Origin of the sequence: Bacillus sp. FSL R9-9530 (assembly GCF_038008145.1) — a bacterium.
Classification (GTDB): domain Bacteria; phylum Bacillota; class Bacilli; order Bacillales; family Bacillaceae_G; genus Bacillus_A; species Bacillus_A mycoides.
The window spans coordinates 2125392-2147851 of sequence record NZ_JBBOYO010000001.1; the positions used below are offsets into that span (position 1 = coordinate 2125392).

The window sequence follows — 22460 nt, forward strand, 5'->3', positions numbered from 1 at the left end:
TGAAAATATTATTCATTTTAAACTAATTAACATGTGAAAGTATGAAATTTCGTTTTGTTTTCATGTAAGTTTTGTACTGTAAGGTCATTTAAACACAGCTATTTATATAACGTAAAGAAGTATTTTAATTCCCTTTATTTTCAAGCTCTCATGTCCTTATCCCAAAATAAAATTCAATTCACTTTCTCGATTAAACTATCTATATACCACAACAGGAAACACTACATATTCATAACCATTAAAATTATACTAATATATTTTTTAAATCCATATGCAATTATGCATAGCATATACACAAAAAGGATAACCTCACTTTCGTGAAGTTATCCTTAAAAAATTTCCTTACTTTTTCAAATGATACGGTACTGTCGTAATAACAACATTTCTTTTATAGAGTAAATACGCACGAATGAGTAAACTAGACTGATTATGAAGAATGTTATGCCAACCTTTTTTCGGAATAAACTGTGGTATAACGACCGTAACTCGGTAATTTGATTCACTCGCTTTATATTGCACTGTGTCAATAAATTTTGTAAGCGGCTGAATAATGCTTCTATAATGAGAATGTAATGTAACAAGCCTTACTTCAGGTTGCCACTTCTCCCATTTCTCTTCAAATTTCTTTTCCTCTTCTCTGTCAAAAGCAACATACACAGCGATAACTTGATCTGCAGAAAGAGCTTTAGCATAGTTCAGTGAATTTTCTACTACATGAGTCATACCTGCTACAGGAACGACAATTACATTCCCTTCAATCGGAACAAGTGGTTCACAAGTTTTTAAACTTAATTGATCGCCCACTGCATCATAATGCTTCTTAATTCGATGGAACAAGAAGATAATGAAAGGTAAGAAAATAAGGATTGACCAAACTTGTGCGAACTTAGTTAAAAAGAACATGCTCATAACGATAAAACTAATGACTGCACCAATTAAATTGACCGTTAATCTTAAAGCCCATCCTTCAGGCTTTTCACGAAGCCATTTTAGTACCATTCCAGTTTGAGAAAGTGTAAACGGAATAAATACCCCTACTGCATATAGCGGAATCAAGTGTTCTGTTTTTCCCTGAAAAGCTACAATTAAAATAATCGAAGAAATCCCAAGTATAATAATACCGTTTGAATAACCTAGGCGGTCTCCTCTAATCGTAAACATTCTCGGTATAAATTTATCTTTTGCAAGGTTAACTGCTAATAGCGGAAATGCAGAATAACCTGTGTTAGCCGCAAGAATTAATATTAAAGCTGTTGTACCTTGTATGAAATAGTACATGAAATTACGTCCAAAAGTTTGTTCAGCAATTTGTGAAACGACTGTTACTTCCTTACTTGGGTTAATTCCGTAATAATAAGCTAAAAAGACAATTCCAGAAAATAAAACTGCAAGTAATGCACCCATTGCAAGCAATGTTTTTGCTGCATTGTTAGGTGCAGGATCTTTAAAGTTTGGAATTGCGTTAGATATCGCCTCAACACCCGTTAAAGCAGAGCTTCCTGAAGCAAATGCTCGTAACAGTAAGAACAAACTAATTCCCGCAACTGGTGTTCCAATTGGCGAATGCAGCGTGGGTGAAACGTGACCAGTCAAAATATTATATATTCCTACACCAATTAATATAAATAATGCTACAACGAATAAATAAACCGGATATGCTAAAACGGAAGCTGATTCCGTTACGCCTCTTAAATTTAAGATGGTAATCAATATGACAAATATAATCGCAATGATTACATTATGTGCATGTAAGCTAGGGAAAGCTGATGTGAGCGCATCTGTACCTGCAGATACACTTACTGCAACCGTTAAAATATAATCGACTAATAAAGATCCTCCAGCTATTAATCCCGGATTCATCCCTAAATTTTCTTTTGATACTACGTATGCACCCCCACCATGAGGATAAGCAAAAATAATTTGTCGATAAGATAAAATAAGAGCTGTCAATAATACTAATACCCCAATTGCAATCGGAATGGAATACCAATAAGCTACCGCTCCAAGACCTGCTAAAGCAATTAATATTTGCTCTGGTCCGTATGCAACCGATGACAATGCGTCAGAAGATAAAATTGCTAGCGCCTTCGTTTTATTAAGCTTTTGCTCTCCTAACTCTGTTGATTTTAACGGCCTTCCAATTAAAAACCTTTTGATAGATGAAACCAACGCTGTCCACTCTCCAATAATTTTGCACGAATTTTTCTGCTAATTACAGCGGATAAACTATTTCTTCAGAAAACAAAAAATGTCTACAAGCCATAATGAAATAGACTTGTAGACATTATTTTTTTTGTCGCACAAGCTCCACCTTCCTTCTCAATATAACGCTTACGAGGTTAGCTGTCGGATTCGGGCCTATGAGTAGCCCTACCTTTTTCAAGGATTCACCCCATTGGATTAAGTACTAATCCATAAGAACGGGTCCCCCGCACCATGCGGCTTCAGCGATTTAGAAAATTGAAACTGTGGATTATAATACTCCTTTATTTTCAAAAAGTAAACAAAAATTTTAAAAAAGAAAAAAATTAAAATGATTGCGCATAATCCACCGAAAAATATACATAATGAATACTAAAAATCCACAAAGGAGACCCGTATGTCTAAAGAAAAGAAGCCACTTTTTTCCGATTCATATTTAGATGCAGTAGCAAATGAAATTAATCAGCTATATGGTAAACGTGAAAGAGAACGAAATACGACAGATAAACCGAAAAGAAACGAATAAATTGTCAAAAAGAAATAAAAAAAGGATAGCAACATTTATATTTTGCTATCCTTTACTCTTTTTCATACCATTTCTTTAGTAAAAATCATTTTTTCATATACCTTTAAATTTTGATACACAACACTTAATAAAGGCACATCTATAGACATTTCCTCTGCTAATTTCAATAAGTATCCTTGTAAATGCTTCCCTTCAATGAGCGAACCTTTTTCCATATCCCGTTGCATCGATGACTTCATATCATACGAAATTTTATCAATTGTTTTCATATGTTCCTGGGCAATGTTTTCCTTTACCGGAGCTCCTAATGCCCTCATGATTTGCACAGATTCTTCAAATAAGTTTTGGATAAAATCGCGTCCACCTTCGCTTTCGCGAATCGGTCCTATTGGTGCACGCATTAATGTTGTCACACCTGACATTACAGTAATAAATAAATATTTATGCCACATATCTTGCGTAATATTTTCACTTAAAACAAAACTAGATTTCGTACCCGCAAATGCTTTGGAAATATGATTGATTCTCTCTGAATCTTGAGACTTAATTTCTCCAAATACAAGTCTGTTGGCAGCACTCGTTTGTACAATTTCTCCCTGATCGTTTAATGTCGTCTCTATAAAGCATAGACCGCCAATTACTTTTTCTTCACCGAATTCCTTTTGTAATAGTGATAAATGAGCGATACCATTTAACAATGGGATTATTACAGTATTTTTACCTACAAACGGCTTTAAATCTATGGTCGCCTCGTGTAAATGATACGCTTTTGTTGAAAATAAAATCACATCAAATGGAGTCGTTCTATCTTCTTTCGTTACCAATTTCGGTTGAAATGAAAAATCTCCATTAACACTACGAATAACAAGGCCTTTTTCTTCTAATTGCTGTTTTCTTTTGCTGCGAACGAGAAATGTAACATCTTCTCCCTTTTCTACTAATCGGCCACCGAAAAATCCGCCAACGCCCCCAGCTCCTAATACTAAAATACGCATACAACATCCCCCTTTTTCTAACACAATTATACTAATTTTAGTATACATAACATTATACATGTCCCTTGTTAAATAAGCTGAATTTTCATTCTTAATCTAATGAACAAGAGAGGTTATTTTCAAGAAAAATTGGGCATGTTGTTTCTATAGCTTATACGGAAAGGAAACAATGTAAATGGAGGCAATACAAACAATCGAGGAAAAAGATGTAACAACAGCTATATTTCAATTTATATTCCCGTTTTCGTTTAAAACTGGATATGAACAAAATATGTTCCCTTTCTTACAAAAAAATGATTTTCGACCTTTTCGACTCGATCATCTTGAAGATGAAAATACATATTACGGGAAATTTCAAGTTTCACATCAAAATATGGAAGCATACTATCTTTCCTTTACAAATAAAATTCTCTTTCCTCATTCAGAACATCAAAAAGGATTACAGCGCTATTCTAAAGACCTTAATTTAAATGGACATTTAACAACTAACCTTATTTCCGTTCCATTCAAGATACATTCTATTGATGTAACACTTTGTCCTTATGAGCTTGGGTTCTTAACAATTCGGACAGAAATAAAAACCGCTCCTAACATGACATTATCAGAAGCAATTGAATTCGCGGCTCGCTTCCGTGTACTTGAAACTAAAAGTGATACGACTGAGACTATTTGTATTGAATGTGATGGAAAAAAATATTCACAAGTAGAAAAACTTATATTCGGTGATTTATTTCATGGTTTAACAGACTTCTTTGAGAACAAGAGATTGCGGAGTTCTTATTTTCAAACATTCCCTTTCTTTGAAGACCAGCGAATGTATGTACAAACTCTATTATCCATAAACAAAGAGTCAGACCTTCATATAATCGATGTATATCGAACTTCCAGTCTTTCCGGATTATCAGATGATGGTAAGCCATATATTAGTGCAAATAATGTTCCTTATATTCACGATTATTTAACAAAACATTCTTATCAAAGATGGGCTCCTAACCGTTACTTTATTATGGAAGAACATATTTTCACATGTATTACAAATGAAGGTGAACAAGCAGTCACTAAACTTGCTAGTCAAATGTACGGGGAGTTTTATTACGCTTTATTATTAAATTTATTTCATAAAGTTGTTTTATTAAAGATGGCAAACGCTTATGCTGAACTAAATATTGAACAAGATACAAATGAGATAGAGAAATTAATTTATTCAATAAATTCGTTTACAGCTAATTATTTTTCTTTAGAATTAGTATCCCAATCACAAAGTGAAGATATTTTCTTTCGTCTAAGAAAACTTTTTAACATTGAAGTACTGTACACGAACGCGAAACAAAATCTCGATAGTTTATTTAAATATCAAGAAAATGTTGCTTCAAAAAAAGATAGCCTCTTATTATTAATTTTAACGCTCTACTCTGTTGTAGGCCAAATGTTAGGGTTTACTATGATTGATCTTTTAAGAAACACCGATTCAAACAAAATATCATCGCCTTTTGAATTTTTTGCTCTATTAATAGCGATTAGTGGTATAGTCATTTCACTTATTTTAGGTATACAAAGTTTATACCAATGGAGTGTACAACATAAACGAAGAAAAGCATGGGTAAAACAAACTGTATTATCTGCTGTGAAAGAAAAGGATAGTACAAAGTAACTAAAAAACAGATGGCAGCACGATGCTACCATCTGTTTTTTTATTAAGCTAATTTTGCTTACTTACCTGCTTCGATTTTTTCTAATGTAGCAGCTACTTGCTCTTCTGTTAATTCGTGTTGCACGATATAACGATTACGTGGGTGTACACGACATTCATGAGAACATGCACGTAAATGTTTTGCTTCACTTTCTTCAGAACATAAAATTTTCTTGTTACATTCAGGGTTTGCACAGTTTACATAGCGCTCACAAGGTTCACCTGTAAAGTGATCTTTACCAACGATAACATGTTCTTTTTGGTTTACTGGTACAGCGATACGCTCATCAAATACGTAACATTGACCATCCCAAAGTTCACCTTGTACTTCTGGATCTTTTCCGTACGTTACAATTCCGCCATGAAGCTGGCTTACATCTTCATAACCTTCACGAACTAACCAACCTGAGAATTTCTCACAACGAATTCCCCCTGTACAGTACGTTAAAATCTTTTTACCTTCAAGTGTTTCTTTATTTTCTCTAATCCAATCTGGTAATTCACGGAATGATTCAATATCTGGTTTAATCGCACCTTTGAAGTGTCCTAAATCAAATTCATAATCATTTCGTGCATCAATAATAACTGTATCTTCTTGTTTCATTGCCTCATAAAAATCTTTTGGTTCTAAATACTTCCCAGTAATTTCTTTCGGGTTAATGTCGTCTTCTAGACGAAGTGTAACTAACTCTGAACGAGGACGTACGTGCATTTTCTTGAATGCATGTTCATCTGCCTCATCAATTTTAAATACGATTCCAGCAAAACGTGGATCATTATTCATCGCTTCCACGTATTTTTCTGTTTGTTCAACAGTTCCAGAACAAGTTCCGTTAATTCCTTCTGTCGCTACAAGAATTCTTCCTTTTAACTCAAGTGATTTACAAAATTCTAAATGCTGTTCAGCAAATTCTTCTGGATTTTCAATTGTTGTGTACATGTAATACAGTAATACTCTATATGGTTTTGTAGTTGCCAATGTATTTCTACCACCTATCTAAATTTTAAAATCATGTATAAGTTAACGTTCATATCAAAACATATATAATAAGAAAATACATACTAAATTGTACTTAGCCTATTTTCTTCTATTTACAATTTTTTCTATAAGTTAACAGAAATAAAAACAAGATTACAGAACAAAACACTACGGTTAGGTTGTAATCCCAATATATTATATATCATACAATTTCATTTCCATCAATTAATATGCTGTAATATAGGCTGTATGTTCACATAAATTTCAAAAACAACCCTATAATTTATTATCTTCTCCCTTAGTCAGCAACCATAAACTCCCAATTTTTTTTGCATCGTCACACCATTCATTGCACACAGTCATATAATTTGCATTAAGGAAACTTTTATGTTCAAATGAAATTGCCACATCATATATCTAAACGTATTGAAATAACGAGTAAGAATAAAGTGAAACTTTAATCAAGTTAAGATTTCAAAGGGGAATACTACTATGAATAAAGATATAACAAAAAATGAACAAGTCCCTTCTCAAAGTACAACAGTTCAATCAGCCCATTTAGCGTTAAGTGGACAAACAAAAGGCTTTAAAAGACTGTTACCATTCTTAGGACCTGCTTTTATCGCATCAGTTGCTTATATTGATCCTGGGAACTTCGCTACAAATATCGCAGCTGGATCACAATATGGGTATTTATTGCTTTGGGTAATACTCGCTTCTAATTTAATGGCTGTATTAATTCAAACTTTATCAGCTAAATTAGGAATCGCTACTGGGAGAAATCTTCCTGAAGTAGCTCGCGAAAACTTCCCCAAACCAGTTTCCATCGGTTTATGGATACAAGGGGAACTCGTTATTATGGCTACAGATTTAGCTGAATTTATCGGGGCAGCACTTGGCTTATACTTACTATTTGGAATTCCGATGTTACCAGCTGCTTTAATTACAGCAGTTGGATCATTTATTATTCTTGAATTTCAACGCAGAGGCTTTCGTCCATTAGAAGCTATCATAACAGGTATGATTTTTATCGTTGTTATCGCTTTTGGTATCCAAGTCTTTTACGCAAAACCGGAATTAAACCCTCTACTCTCAGGACTTTTCACTCCAAAATTCCAAGGTGTAGATAGCATCCTTTTAGCAGCTGGAATTTTAGGTGCGACAGTAATGCCGCACGCGATATATTTACATTCGGCCTTAACGCAGCGCCGTGTAGTCGGAACAAATGATGAACAAAAGAAAAAGATTTTCCGCTTCGAATTCATCGATATTATTATTGCAATGGTTATCGCTGGAGCAATTAATGCAAGTATGTTAATTGTAGCAGCTGCACTATTCTTTAAAAACGGCTTGCACGTTGAAGACCTTGATGTTGCTTTTAACCAGTTCAGTAATTTAGTCGGTCCTGTATCGGCTGCATTATTTGGGATTGGACTTTTATCAGCAGGTTTATCTAGTTCTTCTGTTGGTACGATGTCTGGTGATATTATTATGCAAGGATTCATTCGAATGCATATTCCGTTATACTTACGCCGATTTATAACAATGATTCCGCCTCTCGTTATTATCGCTTTAGGTGTAAATCCAACTTACGCTCTCGTTATGAGTCAAGTTGTCTTATCTTTCGGTATTGCCTTTGCATTAGTACCACTTATTATGTTTACAAGTAATAAGAAGATTATGGGCGCACTCGTCAACCATCGCATTACAACATTTATCGCGTGGTTAATCGCTGCACTTATTATCGTTTTAAATATTTTCTTACTGTATCAAACATTTGTAGGGTAATGAAGAAGGGTATTCCAAATTTGATTTGGAATACCCTTTTTGTATGAAATGATTTCCTTCTACTTACCACTTATGTATGTCCCTCTTTCCGGCATTATCGCACCTTTTTCAGTTCGAAAATAAAGTGGCAAGCCTTCCGTGAAAAACATACTCACCTTGGATGGATCCTGCCTTTGATGATGGATATGTAAATGTGGTTCACTTGAACTTCCTGAGTTACCGACTTGGGCAAGAACCTCCCCTTCATTTACACGTTCGCCTTCCCTCACTTTAATTGATCCTTTCTTTAAATGGGCAAGAAACAAAAATGTACCTGTTTCATCCAGTCGTAAATAAATATGATTTCCCGCCATCGATTGAAAATCATCCGATCCCGGAACTAAATCTATTTCATCATTTTTAATTGATACAACTGTCCCAGAAGCTGGTGCCATTACTTTCGCTCCATATATTCCATAATCCTCTAACTTACTACTTTTCACTTCAGCTGGTGGAATGAGAATATCGTATGCCCATCGTTCATTTGGTTTTATAACGTGATAGTTCGTTTCTAATTTATCGCCGCCCCAACCTATCAATGCTCGTTCATTCAAAGGAAAACGAACGACTACTTTAGGACTCATAGACTGTACATCTACTGGGTATGCAATTCTCCCAATGTTAGCGAACCATCCCACGGGCCAAGCTCCAATGGTAGAAAACAGAACTATTAATAGTAGCGTTCCATCTATCCGCTTTCTAAAAATGCCTTTCCAAACAAACATTACTGCTGAGCCTATTAAGAGAAAAACTGAAATTACACTAAAAGCCTGTATAATCCACCAAACAAAGACTGATGTAACGCCATTACCTAAATAAACTAAACTCCAACTTATAATTAAAAAAGCAACTATACTCGCTAATAAAAATCTCTTCCACATACTGTATCCCTACTCTCCTATCTTTGTTCCCCATGATACGAAGTAAAAATTACGACATATGAAAGAAATACTTACGACTTTCTTACATTTCTTTATACTGCGGTAAAACGATAGTGAAAACCGTTTCTTTATCGTTACTACGTACAGTGATATCTCCTTTATGAAGTTCCGCTATACTTCTCGCAATTGCAAGCCCCATTCCTTTTCCACCCGTATGAGAGCTACGTGATTTTTCACCACGATAAAACTTTTCAAAAACGTAAGGAAGGTTCTCATTCGGAATGCATTGTCCAAAATTTTTAATTTCTATTTCAACATTCATATCTCTTTTAGAAACTTGAATTAAAAGCTCCTTTCCGTCTTTCCCGTACATAATACTATTACTAATTACATTTTCGAATAGCCTCACCATAACCGCTACATCCATTTCCACATGTAACACCTTATCACCTTTAATAAAAAAGCTCATATCAGCATCATCTAGTTGTGGTAAAAAATCAATCATGATTTGTTCAATGAACGCTTTCATATTTATTACACTTTTATGTAATTCGATCTCTCTATAATTTATTTGACAATATTCTAATAAACCATCTACTTGATTTTTTAATTCATAACTTTTTCGCTTTAATATACTTACATACTGTTCACATTCTTCTCTATTTGAATGAAGCTGATTTCCTAACAGGTCCGCGTAACCTATTAGGGATGTTACAGGTGTTCGTAAGTCATGAGAAATATTACTAATCATTTCATTTTTCATTTCTTGCGATTTTTTTTCATTCTCGATAGACTCTTTTAAACTTTTGGCCATTCTATTAACATTCGCTGCTAATTCACCAATCTCGTCATTTTTTGAAATAAGTATATGTATTTCAAAATTACCATTACTTATTTCCTTCAGACTCTTGTTAATTTCAGATAATCTTTTCATCATTGTTTTTGTCATGAATGCAAAGTATATTGTAGTAAAAATTAAAAAAACTATTAAATATAAAAATGAATATTTTTCCTCTAACACAGTAACATGACTATATATATTTCCAATTACAATTTGAAACGCTATTATACTTACAGTTGCTAACAAAATGCTACATATGAATGCGATAAAAAACTTAGCTCTCATGCCTTGTAATGATTTAATCTTCAATTTTATATCCGACTCCCCAAACATTTTGAATAAACTTCGGCTCTTTTGGATTCTCTTCAATTTTATTTCTTAATCTTGCAATATGAACCATTACTGTATTATTACTTTCATAGGCCCTTTCTTTCCAAACGCTTTCATATATTTCTTCAATAGTAAACACACGATTCATTGCAGCGGCCATTAAGTACAAAATATCATATTCAGTTTTCGTAAGATTGATTGTTTCTCCATATAACATCACTGTTCTCGACACTTCATCTATTTCTAAACCTCTAATGTTTATTTTCTTTTCTATTACTTGAACAGCATTTTGATTGAAGTATGTATACCTTCTTAATTGAGCTTTCACTCTTGCTATAAATTCAATTGTACTGAACGGTTTCACAATATAATCATCTGCCCCAGTACTAAATCCAACGACTTTATCTACGTCCGATGATTTCGCGCTTAAAAACATAATTGGTAAACTATGTTTCTCTCTAATCCTTCTACACAATTCTATCCCATCCATTTGCGGCATCATAATATCCAGAATAGCAAGTTGAATACTGTTATTATTTATTATTTCTAAAGCCTCTTCTCCGTTATGAGCACTAAAAACTTTAAAACCTTCTTGCATTAAATTTGCGTTCACAAATCGAACAATATCTCGATCATCATCTACAATTAAAATTGAGTTTTTCTCCATATCTAAACCTCTTTTTGAAATATATTCCACAATCAATTTTATCACAAATCAAAACCATACTTCCCTCTTGAATAATCTTTATTTTCAGATTAGATTATATAATAACAACACATTCTGGTTTCAGAAGAAATGGAGTGAAAGCATGTTTCCTATATTAAAAACCAACCGACTCATTTTACGAGAACTTACCGAAGAAGATGCACCGAGTATACTACAATGCTTTTCTAATACTGATGTCCTGCGCCATTATGGCCAAAAACCATTGCAAAATTTGGATCAAGTAAAGCAAATCCTTACTAATTTTAAGTTGGGTTACAACGCAAGAAGCGGCATTAAATGGGGAATCGAATTAAAAGACAAGAAAGAGCTCATTGGAACAATTGGTTTTCATGATTGGTCTTCCGAACATAAACGAGCAAATATAAGTTATGCCTTTTTCCCTGAACACTGGGGAAATGGATATGCGACTGAAGCGGTTTCTGAAGTTATATCATACGGTTTCCACACACTTCATTTAAAACGTATCGGAGCAATTGTCTTTCTTGAAAATGAGGCTTCAAATAAAGTGCTATTAAAATTAGGTTTTGAAAAAGAAGGAGTTCTAAAAAATTATATGTATCAAGATGATATTCCATATGATACGAATTATTATTCTTTATTAAAATGAGTTTAATAGAAATTATACGTAAAAACTCGTTTCAGCATAATGAATCAAGATAGTGGATTTTTAACGAAAGATGGGAAACCGAGCGTTTTTCATTTCTTAGATCATCATACGACTGATGCGAAGTACAATAAATTATATAATCTAAACAAAGGGCATGAGCATATTCTTACTCATGTCCCTTTTTTACGTTCTTTTTCTGTTTTCGCAATGCTTTTGGAATGTATACACAGAAAGGTTCGCTTTCCATGTAATCTCCCGTCATTGCATATGCTTTAGAACGAGATCCTCCACAAACATATCGAAACCCACAAACTAAACTTTTTATAAGTTTTCAATACCATTACCTCTTTTCTAAAACCATAAAGAACGTACTATCCGGTAGCACAACCGCATTCCCAGACTCATCTTTAAAATCGATTTTCTCGCTAAGATGTTGTGTATATCCATCCTGTAAATAGTTCATAGCTTGAACGATGTTTACTTTATCTCCAAAGATACCCTTTACGAAATCCTGATAGTCGTTTGGCGTAAAGATTCCAAACTGCTCTTGCACCTCGTGAACGAAGGAATCCTCACCCCATGTATACGTATATAAGAACTCCATCGCATCGTTAACAGGCATTTTGACTGTATTGTCTGCAAGTACCTCATACTGGATTATACGCCCCTTAAATTCACGGACATACTGCTCTAAGAACTTCATTCCACCTGCATCTTTAAAATGAATCACACGCATTAACATTTTATCTTCAGTCATGATGCCATCACGAATGATAATACGACCTCCTGGCTTTATCACCTCGTAAGCACTCTGTAACCCCTTTTTGATTACTTCATGATTGAATTTCTTACCTTCATACTCAATATAAGAGAACAGCTCATGAAGGATAGAAGAATACACAATCGTATCAACCGATTCTTTATCAAACGAGCTACCTAAGTTGATAGCATCCCCTTTAATGACGTCCCAAGAACGACTTTCGTCCTGTTTCTTCTTTTTCAACGTATCAATCACATTTTCGGAAATATCGATACCGTAGATTCGTTTATCCTCGGTCTCTTCTTCAATCATGTCTAGCATAACACCACCACCGGATCCGACATCTACAATCGTATCTCCCTTTATATAATCAAGAATAATTCGTTTATCATCAGCCGAACTATTCATATGCTCCAAATACACTTCTTCGTTATGGAATCTATCATATGCATCCTTTCGTAACCCGAAGAAATCAAAGAGCAGTACATTTGCCCGAGCATGCATCATATCTATCTTTTCTGCCTCTACACAGAAGATGATTAACGCTTCACCTACAGCAGAAAACTGAAACGACACATACGCAGTCTTCATATCTTCATCGACTTTAACCTCAAAAGAAACATGTGTTGTATTCGGCTTCTCGTTCTCACGGTACTCCCGTAGATACTTCTCAATAACCCGCTTACGATACACGTTGTCCTTCTTCTCGCCTTTGAAATCATAGTGCAACTGCTGCATCAATTTCTCGAAATGGATATGCTGAACCTTTCTAGTGCCTATCTCGTTCTTTAACATAACAAAAACTGTCCAAATATCCTCGAAGCTAAGGGCATGCATAGACGGTTCTACATACCACAAATCCTTATCAGATAAAAATGTTTGAACGTCTCTCTTCTCGCTCCCCATAATTATATCTTTTTCAAATACTGACTCCTTATGTTTTGGCGTGAGTCTATGTACACGAGAAGTAAATGGCTCCACATAACCATCAAATAGCCCATCAATTGTAATCTTCACATCGTTCTTTACTTCGCTCCACAAAGATTTTGATACACCTTCAATAATACATTGATTAAGATAGTATAGAATCTCCTTTAACCTAACGTCTCCGTATTCTTCTTTATATGTGTCAATTAAATCAATATGAGAGTTCAAACGAGCCTCTCCGCGGATATACTGCCCGATTAATCCATGTGTTCTAATTAAATCTCGAACAAACAAATACTCAGTAGAGTTTAAGTTTGTCTCTATATGTTCGATAAACTGAATATCACTAAAGATATCAGCAGAACCCTCGTTATGTACCAATAGATTGATTCCGTTCTTCTTCCATTTCTCTCGCTGTTTTAAAGAGCCTACCTTTGCAAGCTCACTATACGTTAGTACTTTTTCAATAATGCGATACGCTTCTTCATCTAAAGACAATCCATCTAACACTTGCAGCGTACGGTGTACATAGTACAACACCGCATCTGTTTTTAATTCACCAAGTACTTGTACATTCTCATAGTTTTGATGTATCTCCTCTGCCCCGATTAGATGCTTTAACCACGTAGGGAGATCATCAGAAAACCCTTCAATGTATTTATTTAGAACTTCAATGTTTTTCAACTTATTTACCCCCATATATAATCAATATCTGTAGTAAGGTCTGGGACACCTTCTCCAAAAAGATCATCACCTTATGTCCCCCTGAGTGCTACTACTTGCTTTTTACCATCTACATCTCTTTCAAATACAAATGTATCAAACCCAGTCTTTTTATCATGTAAAAGAGAGTTATCAATTTCGTTACTAACATGCCAAGTTTGTAACACATTCTTTTGTTCATCTCTTATTTTAACTTCATCAGGAATTTCGGCGGAATAAACATCAGGACTCAGCGGATCACTTCATAAACATATGTTGTAACAGAATCAACTGAAAATGGAAACGGCAAGCGGGTGCACTCCACTTGCCGTTTTTTCATAGCTTAGTATGTATTTGAATTTCTTTTGCTTTCTCTTTTTCACCCTTCACGCGTACAATTAAATCATATGATCCGGATTTTGGCGCTTCAAAAGAAAGCAAACCTTCCTTTTGAGAAGTGACTTCTTCTTCATAAATAACCTTATCATCTTTTGTAACTTGCAATAAAATCGTACCTTCTTCAACGGCTGCTTCATAAGGAATTTCCACATTTCCTTTTTCAGCTTTAAGCGTTTGCACATCGTAATACCCTTGCAGGGAACCAATTTTTAAAGTCGTTTCGCCATTTTTTTGAACCTTTGTAACTTGTGTTGCTGTATTGCACGCGCTTAACAATACGACAAGAGTGAGAATCATAAATAAACGTAATGATTTCATAGAAATCCTCCTTTTTTATGTATATGAATTAAGATTCATTCTTTAACTATTTCAAAAACACCAACACCTTAAAAGAATCACTGCTTTTCTTCAATTTCTTTTTTAAATAATTTTTGAAACTCTAATTCTGTTTCATTAATAAAACCAAGATGTAACACACTAGAGATATCTTCATGATTCAAAAAGAAATTATACTCCGAAGAAATATTACTAGCATATTTAAAATTCTTTGCAATTCTCCTCAATTCTTCCGGTCTAACTTGTATATTCCTCATGAATATCCCCCTATCCCAATAACGCATTCAAAAAATTTCATAACACAAATTTTTAATCCTAATCATTAAAAACCCTACTTTTTCTTACTTTAATTGTTTCTAAAATGTAGAAAAGAACCCCTAAACCAAATATCTTTTCAGCATTAGAAACATTATTACCTAATTTAATAATAGGTACATTTAATCCGAATCTTTCGCTCCATTCCAAAGGCATATATCCTCTTTTACAGTTTATTAATATCCGATTATCCATTGTACGAAAAGAAGTTTCGAAAAAATCAAATTCAACTTCTACTTCAGAAAGTTTTATCTCTTTTTCATTCATTAAAGAACCACGTACCATTCCAAATCCTTGTATCATATTTTCTTTAAACATACCTACACAATTATAATTTGAGTCATAAATAGCCCAATCATAGTTTTCAACTTCACTATGAAAATATGCAAGAATTTCCCCATCCCTTGCTTCCAACCCAATAACTTGCTTGTTTTTTAAAAAAGGTAATTTTGAAGAAATTATATCAGTTGAAATCATAGTTGTTCCTACTATATAGGCCCCATCGGGAGTATATAAACCGTAATGTTTATTATTTTGAGGTAATTCTAGTAAAACATAAGTATCAATATCCCAAAACTTCAAATCATTTTTAGCTATATTCTCTTTTAATAAGTTCCCTTTTCTTAATTGCCAAAATCCAATTCCCCCAAAAACAAACGAAGCTATAACCATAAATATTATTTCTCCCCAATTAACATCACCCCAACTATTATACAGACAATATAATCCAAAGAGAAAAATCCCTGTCCCAATTAAACACTTAAACCGTCCCCTTTTTTATAATACTCAAATAATTCCACACAAACACCTCTATCAATTCATCTTAATACCCCAAATTACCTTTTAAGTATACCAAGGACAAAATATATAATCTAATATTCTTTTCATATAATTAAAAATAAACGTAGTTACAGAAAGAGAATGCTTGTATGCTGATCTGTACTGCATTCTCTTATTCCATATATGCTATATTTCTATTCTTCTTTTTCCGATATTACACCCCTACAAAGAATAGAAACTACATTCAATTTTTAAACAAATCGAAAAAACTTTCCATTTTTGTTTTTGATTTTTTGCAACTTCTTATGAATGCGTAACTACAATTTTTCATTTATCTTCTTTATATGCTGGGAACACCACCAAAGGATTTCCCTGCCCTCTCTAAAAAAACCTTACTTTTAAAAAGTAAGGTTTTTTGTATTTATTCATTAGCGATATAAGCATTCTTATAAGTATAAACACCACCAAATTGATGTTTTTCAATTCCTTTTACATAATCCTTTTGTACATAAGCTGAGCCAATATGATACAGCGGTGCCACAGCAGCGTCTTCTAATAAGACCTGCTCAGCTTCTACCAACGCTTCCCATCGTTTCTCCGGATCTAGTACAAAATCATTTTTCGCTTTCTTTATTAATTCATCGTAGTGAAGGTTAGAATAATTCATTTTGTTATTCGGATTACCCGTCGTAAATAGTTCTAAATAACTAATTGGGTCTTTATAGTCAGGTCCCCAATTTGCCATAGATATATCGTAATCTCCTGTTTGTTCTAATTGTAATTTTTGCTTAAATGGCTGTTGTTTAATTTGTATCGTGAGTCCTTGCAAATTCTTCTCTAAGTCACCTTTTATATATTCCGCCATACGTTTTGCGTTATCTTGTTCAAACGTTAAAAACTCGAGTTTTATTTGTTCTACTCCAAGTTCTTTTTTCGCTTCTTCCCAAATCTTTTTCGCTTTTTGTAAGTCGTATGGAGAAATATCTCCGTTTTCTTTTCTAAAATCTTTGTCAGTCGCTTCATTTATATGACCAACTGGTACAAGTCCACTTACAGGTTTTGCCCCGTTATTAATAAAGTGAGCGACGAAATCATCTTTATTTAACGCTAATGAAATAGATTGACGTACCTTTTTATTTGCTAACGCTTTATTTTTTTCATTAAAACGAAGCATAGCAATCCCAGGATCGCTCGACATATGTAATTCCTTACTGCCTTTATACTTGTCTACAAATTGAGAATTAATAGGCACTCGATCCAAATCACCAGCTTCGTATAAATTAACAACCGTCATTGTATCTTTTACAATTTGAAAGTTTATTTCGTCTAATTTCACTTTCTTTTGATCCCAATATGTATCATTTTTCTTCAATTGAAATCCCTGTTCATGCTTCCATGTCTCTAACACGAATGGACCATTATATATGAGATTATTAGGTTCAAGCCCGTAATTTTCCCCTTGTTCTTTCAAAAATGATTCATGCTGTGGTAAGTATATAGGTAGGGCTAGTAACTGTAAGAAATATGGGATCGGCTGTTCTAATTCTACTTCTAACTTATAATCATCTATTACTTTTACGCCAAGTTCATTGAGAGGAATTGTTCCCTTGTTTATTTCTTTCGCATTTTTTATATAAAACAGCATGTATGCATATTGAGACGCTGTTTCAGCACTTACCGCTTTTCTCCACGCAAACATAAAATCATTTGCTGTTACTGAGTCTCCATTTGACCACTTTGCATCTTTACGCAAATCAAATGTATATTTTTTACCATCTTCACTTCTTTTAAACGATTTTGCTACTGCTGGAATAGGCTGATCTTGATCATCTAATACATACAACCCTTCAAATATGTTTTGCATAACGTGCGCTGATGTACCATCCATCGTTTTCGCAGTATCAAGAGAAGGAATTTCTTCTGATACTGTTACATTTAATACTTGTTTTTTTGCCTCTGTTTCACTTTTATTCGCTTTATTATTACAAGCTGTTAAAAATAAAGATGTAACAAGTGCCATTACTATTAAATGGCTCTTTTTTCGCTTCATGAGTTGTTCTCCTTAAGTATAAAATATTATAAAGCGTTATATATTATAGCAGAAATACCAATAGAAAGATGCGACATTCTTTTGAATATTTATTCGTTCAATAAAAAAAGCTACCCTATTCTATTTTCTAGAAAGGATAGCTTTCTCAACTGGTATATAAATACCTATCTTTGTAAACCTCGTTTATAACGACTTGCTTCAAATATAATACGCTCTTCATCTAACGTTTTACATTCACCATTCCAAACGACACGTTTACCATTAATAATTACATCGCTTATATCTTTTCCACTAGCTGCATACACAAGATGTGATAACACTTCATCTGCCGGTTGTAAATGTGGCTTATTAGATGGATCAATCGTAATAAAATCAGCACACTTACCAACCTCAAGTGATCCCGTTTGTTTCATACCAATTACTTCCGCAGCTCCTTTTGTCGCAAGAGAAAGAGCTGTTTCAACTGGTAATGCTGTTGCATCTTGATGAATACCTTTTTGTAATAAAGTCGCTATACGCATTTCTTCAAACATATCTAAATTGTTGTTAGACGCCACACTATCTGTTGCAATTCCTACTTTTATTCCTGCTTCTAGCATCGCTTTTACATTCGCTATACCAGAACCTAGTTTTAAATTACTATTTGGGTTATGAGCTACTCGAACATCATGTTCTGCTAAAAATGCACGCTCATTTTCATTTAATACTACACCGTGCGCAATAACTGTTGGGCGTTTAAACAATCCGCAACTTGCTGCATATTCTACTGGACGCTTCCCATACTGTGCTTCAATATCACGTACTTCACGCTCTGTTTCAGAAAGATGAATATGAACCATCGTTTGATTTTCTACTGCAATACGAGCACACTCTTCTAACAGTTCTGTGGAACATGTATATGGACTATGCGGTGCAACCATCGTAGTTAACATACCACTTTCGTTATAGTAACGCTTCACATATTTCTCAGCTTCTTCAATTGCTTTCTTTTCATCGTCTTTCGTTCCGAAGCTAAATAAAGTTCTTGAAACAGCAGCACGCATTCCACTCCTTGATACCGTTTCCATAATTGCATCTTGGTCTACTCCAATAGGATTAAACATATCAGAGAATGATGTTGTACCACTTTTCACCATTTCAAGTAATCCTAATTCCGTGCTAGCGACCGCAAGCTCTGGCGTAAACTGACTTTCAAGTGGCCAAATTCTCGTCTCAAGCCATGGCTGCAATAACATATCATCTCCGATACCTCTCAAAAGGCTCATAACAACATGTGTATGTGTATTGACAAGCCCTGGTAAAACCCACTTTCCTTTCATGTCAATTACTTCATCTACTTCAAAATCGTTAGCGAATTCTCCGCTATTTACATCTATAATTTGATCATTTTCTACAATGATATATCCATTTTCTATCACTTCATTTTGTTCATTCATCGTTGCAATTGTAGCGTTTACATAAGTTGTTTTCAAAAGTATTTCCCCTTTCAACTCTATGAAGTTCCCTTTAATTAGTTACCACCATTATAGTAACTTATTGAAGATTAAGAGTCAAAAGATAATTTTAATTCTTTCGTTGTCTTTTCCTTCAAAATGCTATATTGTTTTTCATTTGTATCTGCAAATGCTTCTTCACGGCTCGACTTCATGTCCATATAGTTTAATGTTTCATGAAATTGGGTCCTAGTAAAATCATACCTTTTCCCATCTACTTTATTGTAGAAATGCCATACTTCACCTATCTTCGTCTTTATTATCTCTCCCCCGCACAATTCTTGGACAATAAGGGCCGTTACACCACATTGTCCCTTTGCTGGGCTTTCGCTCGTCCACTTAGAACTCGTTTCTATTGACCAAGATTTTCTTAATGCTTCATATAGTTGTTTAATCTTTATGCTATCCATATTCAGCATCTCCTGACATTAGCAATTTCACACATCATATTATAAAAGCGGTAAAAGGCAATCTTTAAAAATCATTACTATTTGTAACACCGTTCAATATATTGAACGGTGTTACAAATGATTTAATTCACCTTTGCTCCATAACATCTCGCGACTGCAACCGCCTGCGCTATATCTAATTTCACGTTTTTTAAATCAAAAGCTTTAAAATCAACTCTATCAACTACAGCTCCTCTTAAATCCGCCCCACTAAGTTTCACCTTACCTAATTGTGCGCCCGTTAAATCCGCTTCACGCAAATCTGCTTTTTCTAAATTACATTCATATAGGTCAGCTTCAATTAAACGAATACCCTTTAACATTTGTTTACTTAAGTTTGCAAACCTTAAATTCGTATATGACCAATCGCCTGATATAATTGTTATTCCGTCTAAATTCGCCTCTTCGAAATCCGAACCAGTCATTTTACATTCTTCAAACTTAGATACAAATAAATTCGCACCAAAAAACCTACAATTAGCAAACGTAGTTCCTTGATGGATAGAAGCATTAAAAAGAGTACCAGTAAAATCACATTCTATGAAATTACAATTTTTAGTAAAAACTTCTGATGCATCTATCCCTCTAAAACGGCATTTTATGAAGGTACAATTTTTCAATTCCTCTTCTTTTATCCAGACATCTTGAAAATCTATTTCTACATATTCTTTATTTACAAATTCACTCATAATCAATCCTCCAATTTTTCAAAAAACCTCACTTCAGCATGAAGTGAGGTTTCTTCTTATACAATATGCTCATCTAACCATGAAATCAAATCTTGAAATACATCTTCTCTATTCACTTCATGGAACATTTCATGTCTACCATTTTCATATAAACGAAGTGTTACATCTTTCACACCACATTTTTTATAGTTTTCGTATACTTCTTTTACACCTTTCCCCATATCCCCAACAGGATCACGATCACCAGAGAATATATGTATTGGAAGATTTTTTGGTGTCTTCTTGTATTCTTCTATTTTATTTACTTCTAGAACTCCATGAAACAATTCTCGGTAAAAACTAGTCGTGCAAATGAATCCACATAACGGATCCGCAATATAATTATCAACTTGATGAATATCTGAAGATAACCAATCAAATTTCGTACGATTTGGCTTAAAGTGTGAGTTGAAGTTTCCGAAAGATAAGAAGTTCAGCATCGGACTTTTCGTTTTCTTTCCGCGAAGTTTCATCTCAATTGTCGCTACTTTATGACCGATACTTCCTAAAAGCCCTGGATTTCCACCAGTTCCTGAAATAAGGAATCCATCATATAATTCACCTTTAAGTTGTACAGCACGTCTTGATAAAAAAGAACCCATACTATGTCCAAGTAAAAATAACGGGCATGTCTGCTCTTCTTTTATCATTTCCGAAACAAAGATAACATCAGACACAGCCTGATTCCAACCTACATTTGGTTCAAAATGACCATAGTCTTCTTCCCTTTTCACTGTTTTTCCATGCCCTTTATGATCATGAGCATAAACACCATATCCTGCTTCTAATAAAGCATCAATAAATTCTGTATAAACACCTGCATGTTCTGTCATACCATGTGCAATTTGAACAATTCCCCGCGGATTTCCTTCTGGTAACCATTTACGCAAGTAAATTTCCGATTTATCCAATGCCGTAACGAAATTTTCCTGTATGTTCATTTCGACAGCCCCCAAATCTATTATGTATATCTTTTTTTATAATGAATAACATTCATTATTCTTATTATGTATTATATGCAATTGCTTTCATTATGACAAATATCACACTTTTCCGATTAACTATCAAACTATTATGTTGACGAACGATAAATAAAATTATATAGTTACTTACATAAAGTAATCATTATATTTTTAGGAGGTTTCTATTATGATGCCATCATTATTTTTAGCACATGGTTCACCAATGCTTGCTATTCAAGATACAGAATATACAACTTTTTTAAAAACACTTGGAGAAACATATAAACCGAAAGCAATTGTTATTTTCACTGCTCACTGGGAAAGTGAAGTATTAACGATTTCCTCATCAGATAACGAATATGAAACAATTTATGATTTTGGAGGTTTTCCTCCTGAGTTATACGAAATCAAATATCGTGCGAAAGGCTCTTCTAGCATTGCGTCTATGCTAGAAACAAAATTTAAAAACAAAGGCATTCCAGTCCATCATAATATGACGAGAGGTTTAGATCATGGTTCATGGACACTCCTGCATCGTATGTACCCAGAAGCCAATATTCCTGTCGTACAAATATCAGTAAATCCATTCCTTCCTGCAAAAGAACAATTTGAAATTGGAGAAGCACTAAAAGGACTTGGACAAGAAGATATTTTAGTAATCGGCAGCGGAGTTACTGTTCATAATTTACGAGCATTAAAATGGAATGAAACAACTCCGGAACAATGGGCGATTGAATTTGATGATTGGATTATAAATCATATGCATACTAGCGATAAAGATGCATTGTTTAACTGGGAAAGAAATGCTCCTCATGCACAATTAGCTGTACCAAGAGCGGAACATTTTGTTCCTCTATTTATCGCGATGGGTAGTGGTGAGAACGACGGTACGGTCATTCACCGTAGCTACGAGCTTGGTACATTAAGTTATCTTTGCCTTCAATTTTAATGAAA

General features: G+C 34.1%; 20 protein-coding genes, 2 pseudogenes and 1 riboswitch. Of the genes and pseudogenes, 5 read left to right on the forward strand and 17 right to left on the reverse strand.

Translation table 11 applies throughout. The annotated features are described in order from the left end of the window. Nucleotides 1–342 precede the first annotated feature (342 nt). Nucleotides 343–2169: an APC family permease gene (locus MKX66_RS10495; protein WP_016103145.1), complete on the reverse strand. Its 1827-nt coding sequence runs from the start codon at nucleotides 2167–2169 to the stop codon at nucleotides 343–345. A 144-nt stretch (nucleotides 2170–2313) separates the two neighbouring features. After that, nucleotides 2314–2460: riboswitch (cyclic di-AMP (ydaO/yuaA leader) on the reverse strand. 139 nt (nucleotides 2461–2599) lie between these two features. On the opposite strand from MKX66_RS10495, the gene MKX66_RS10500 reads away from it, so the two are divergent. Beyond that, entirely contained in the window at nucleotides 2600–2728 is a 129-nt protein-coding gene (locus MKX66_RS10500) for a hypothetical protein (protein ID WP_002086273.1), read from the forward strand. 62 nt (nucleotides 2729–2790) lie between these two features. On the opposite strand, the gene panE is transcribed toward MKX66_RS10500, so the two are convergent. Then, nucleotides 2791–3723 (reverse strand): 2-dehydropantoate 2-reductase, encoded by a 933-nt coding sequence (panE, locus tag MKX66_RS10505; RefSeq protein WP_088293568.1) that lies wholly within the window; start codon nucleotides 3721–3723, stop codon nucleotides 2791–2793. A gap of 175 nt (nucleotides 3724–3898) precedes the next feature. Here panE and MKX66_RS10510 point away from each other — a divergent pair, with 175 nt between their 5' ends. After that, nucleotides 3899–5374, forward strand: a complete 1476-nt coding sequence (locus MKX66_RS10510; protein ID WP_016103142.1) for a hypothetical protein — start codon at nucleotides 3899–3901, stop codon at nucleotides 5372–5374. 58 nt (nucleotides 5375–5432) lie between these two features. Here MKX66_RS10510 and trhO read toward each other — a convergent pair whose 3' ends face one another. Then, on the reverse strand, nucleotides 5433–6392 hold the full coding sequence (gene trhO, locus MKX66_RS10515) for an oxygen-dependent tRNA uridine(34) hydroxylase TrhO (RefSeq protein ID WP_002086277.1): 960 nt from the start codon (nucleotides 6390–6392) through the stop codon (nucleotides 5433–5435). 492 nt (nucleotides 6393–6884) lie between these two features. On the opposite strand from trhO, the gene MKX66_RS10520 reads away from it, so the two are divergent. Continuing rightward, nucleotides 6885–8180, forward strand: a complete 1296-nt coding sequence (locus MKX66_RS10520) for an Nramp family divalent metal transporter (RefSeq protein ID WP_240380179.1) — start codon at nucleotides 6885–6887, stop codon at nucleotides 8178–8180. A 59-nt stretch (nucleotides 8181–8239) separates the two neighbouring features. Here the strand turns inward: MKX66_RS10520 and MKX66_RS10525 are convergent, their stop codons facing one another. The 3 genes from MKX66_RS10525 to MKX66_RS10535 form a co-directional block, all read right to left on the reverse strand. Further along, the gene (locus MKX66_RS10525; protein WP_078421900.1) at nucleotides 8240–9100 is read right to left on the reverse strand and encodes a M23 family metallopeptidase; all 861 of its coding nucleotides are present in this window, start codon (nucleotides 9098–9100) and stop codon (nucleotides 8240–8242) included. Between the two features lie 82 nt (nucleotides 9101–9182). Next, a complete protein-coding gene (locus MKX66_RS10530; protein ID WP_341086091.1) occupies nucleotides 9183–10250 on the reverse strand; it encodes a sensor histidine kinase in 1068 nt (355 codons plus the stop codon). Continuing rightward, a complete protein-coding gene (locus MKX66_RS10535; RefSeq protein ID WP_341086093.1) occupies nucleotides 10240–10938 on the reverse strand; it encodes a response regulator transcription factor in 699 nt (232 codons plus the stop codon). The genes MKX66_RS10530 and MKX66_RS10535 overlap by 11 nt, the downstream gene beginning before the upstream one ends. A 142-nt stretch (nucleotides 10939–11080) precedes the next feature. Between MKX66_RS10535 and MKX66_RS10540 the strand changes: the two genes are divergently transcribed. Next, nucleotides 11081–11605 (forward strand): GNAT family N-acetyltransferase, encoded by a 525-nt coding sequence (locus MKX66_RS10540; protein ID WP_341086094.1) that lies wholly within the window; start codon nucleotides 11081–11083, stop codon nucleotides 11603–11605. 166 nt (nucleotides 11606–11771) lie between these two features. Here MKX66_RS10540 and MKX66_RS10545 read toward each other — a convergent pair. The 11 genes and pseudogenes from MKX66_RS10545 to MKX66_RS10595 form a co-directional block, all read right to left on the reverse strand. Continuing rightward, nucleotides 11772–11918, reverse strand: a pseudogene (locus MKX66_RS10545) (radical SAM/SPASM domain-containing protein); the annotation flags it as partial. A 27-nt stretch (nucleotides 11919–11945) separates the two neighbouring features. Then, entirely contained in the window at nucleotides 11946–13991 is a 2046-nt protein-coding gene (locus tag MKX66_RS10550; RefSeq protein WP_341086096.1) for a class I SAM-dependent methyltransferase, read from the reverse strand. A gap of 56 nt (nucleotides 13992–14047) precedes the next feature. Beyond that, entirely contained in the window at nucleotides 14048–14182 is a 135-nt protein-coding gene (locus MKX66_RS10555; RefSeq protein WP_012260740.1) for a hypothetical protein, read from the reverse strand. A gap of 148 nt (nucleotides 14183–14330) precedes the next feature. After that, on the reverse strand, nucleotides 14331–14711 hold the full coding sequence (locus tag MKX66_RS10560; RefSeq protein ID WP_002031172.1) for a BA_1872 family lipoprotein: 381 nt from the start codon (nucleotides 14709–14711) through the stop codon (nucleotides 14331–14333). Nucleotides 14712–14788: 77 nt separating this feature from the next. Beyond that, nucleotides 14789–15013 (reverse strand): hypothetical protein, encoded by a 225-nt coding sequence (locus MKX66_RS10565; RefSeq protein WP_307838400.1) that lies wholly within the window; start codon nucleotides 15011–15013, stop codon nucleotides 14789–14791. Nucleotides 15014–15044: 31 nt separating this feature from the next. After that, nucleotides 15045–15844, reverse strand: a pseudogene (locus MKX66_RS10570) (ABC transporter ATP-binding protein). Nucleotides 15845–16245: 401 nt separating this feature from the next. Next, nucleotides 16246–17874, reverse strand: a complete 1629-nt coding sequence (locus tag MKX66_RS10575) for a peptide ABC transporter substrate-binding protein (protein WP_341086097.1) — start codon at nucleotides 17872–17874, stop codon at nucleotides 16246–16248. Nucleotides 17875–18038: 164 nt separating this feature from the next. Beyond that, nucleotides 18039–19364, reverse strand: coding sequence for a bifunctional S-methyl-5'-thioadenosine deaminase/S-adenosylhomocysteine deaminase (locus MKX66_RS10580; protein WP_012260737.1), 1326 nt, complete (start codon nucleotides 19362–19364; stop codon nucleotides 18039–18041). A gap of 53 nt (nucleotides 19365–19417) precedes the next feature. Further along, nucleotides 19418–19777: a YunG family protein gene (locus tag MKX66_RS10585; protein ID WP_002086281.1), complete on the reverse strand. Its 360-nt coding sequence runs from the start codon at nucleotides 19775–19777 to the stop codon at nucleotides 19418–19420. A gap of 122 nt (nucleotides 19778–19899) precedes the next feature. Further along, complete coding sequence (locus tag MKX66_RS10590) at nucleotides 19900–20505, reverse strand: pentapeptide repeat-containing protein (protein ID WP_002189192.1); 606 nt, start codon at nucleotides 20503–20505, stop codon at nucleotides 19900–19902. Nucleotides 20506–20561: 56 nt separating this feature from the next. Next, nucleotides 20562–21485 (reverse strand): alpha/beta hydrolase, encoded by a 924-nt coding sequence (locus tag MKX66_RS10595; protein ID WP_341086099.1) that lies wholly within the window; start codon nucleotides 21483–21485, stop codon nucleotides 20562–20564. 208 nt (nucleotides 21486–21693) lie between these two features. On the opposite strand from MKX66_RS10595, the gene MKX66_RS10600 reads away from it, so the two are divergent. Next, a complete protein-coding gene (locus MKX66_RS10600) occupies nucleotides 21694–22455 on the forward strand; it encodes a DODA-type extradiol aromatic ring-opening family dioxygenase (protein ID WP_341086101.1) in 762 nt (253 codons plus the stop codon). Nucleotides 22456–22460: the final 5 nt, after the last annotated feature.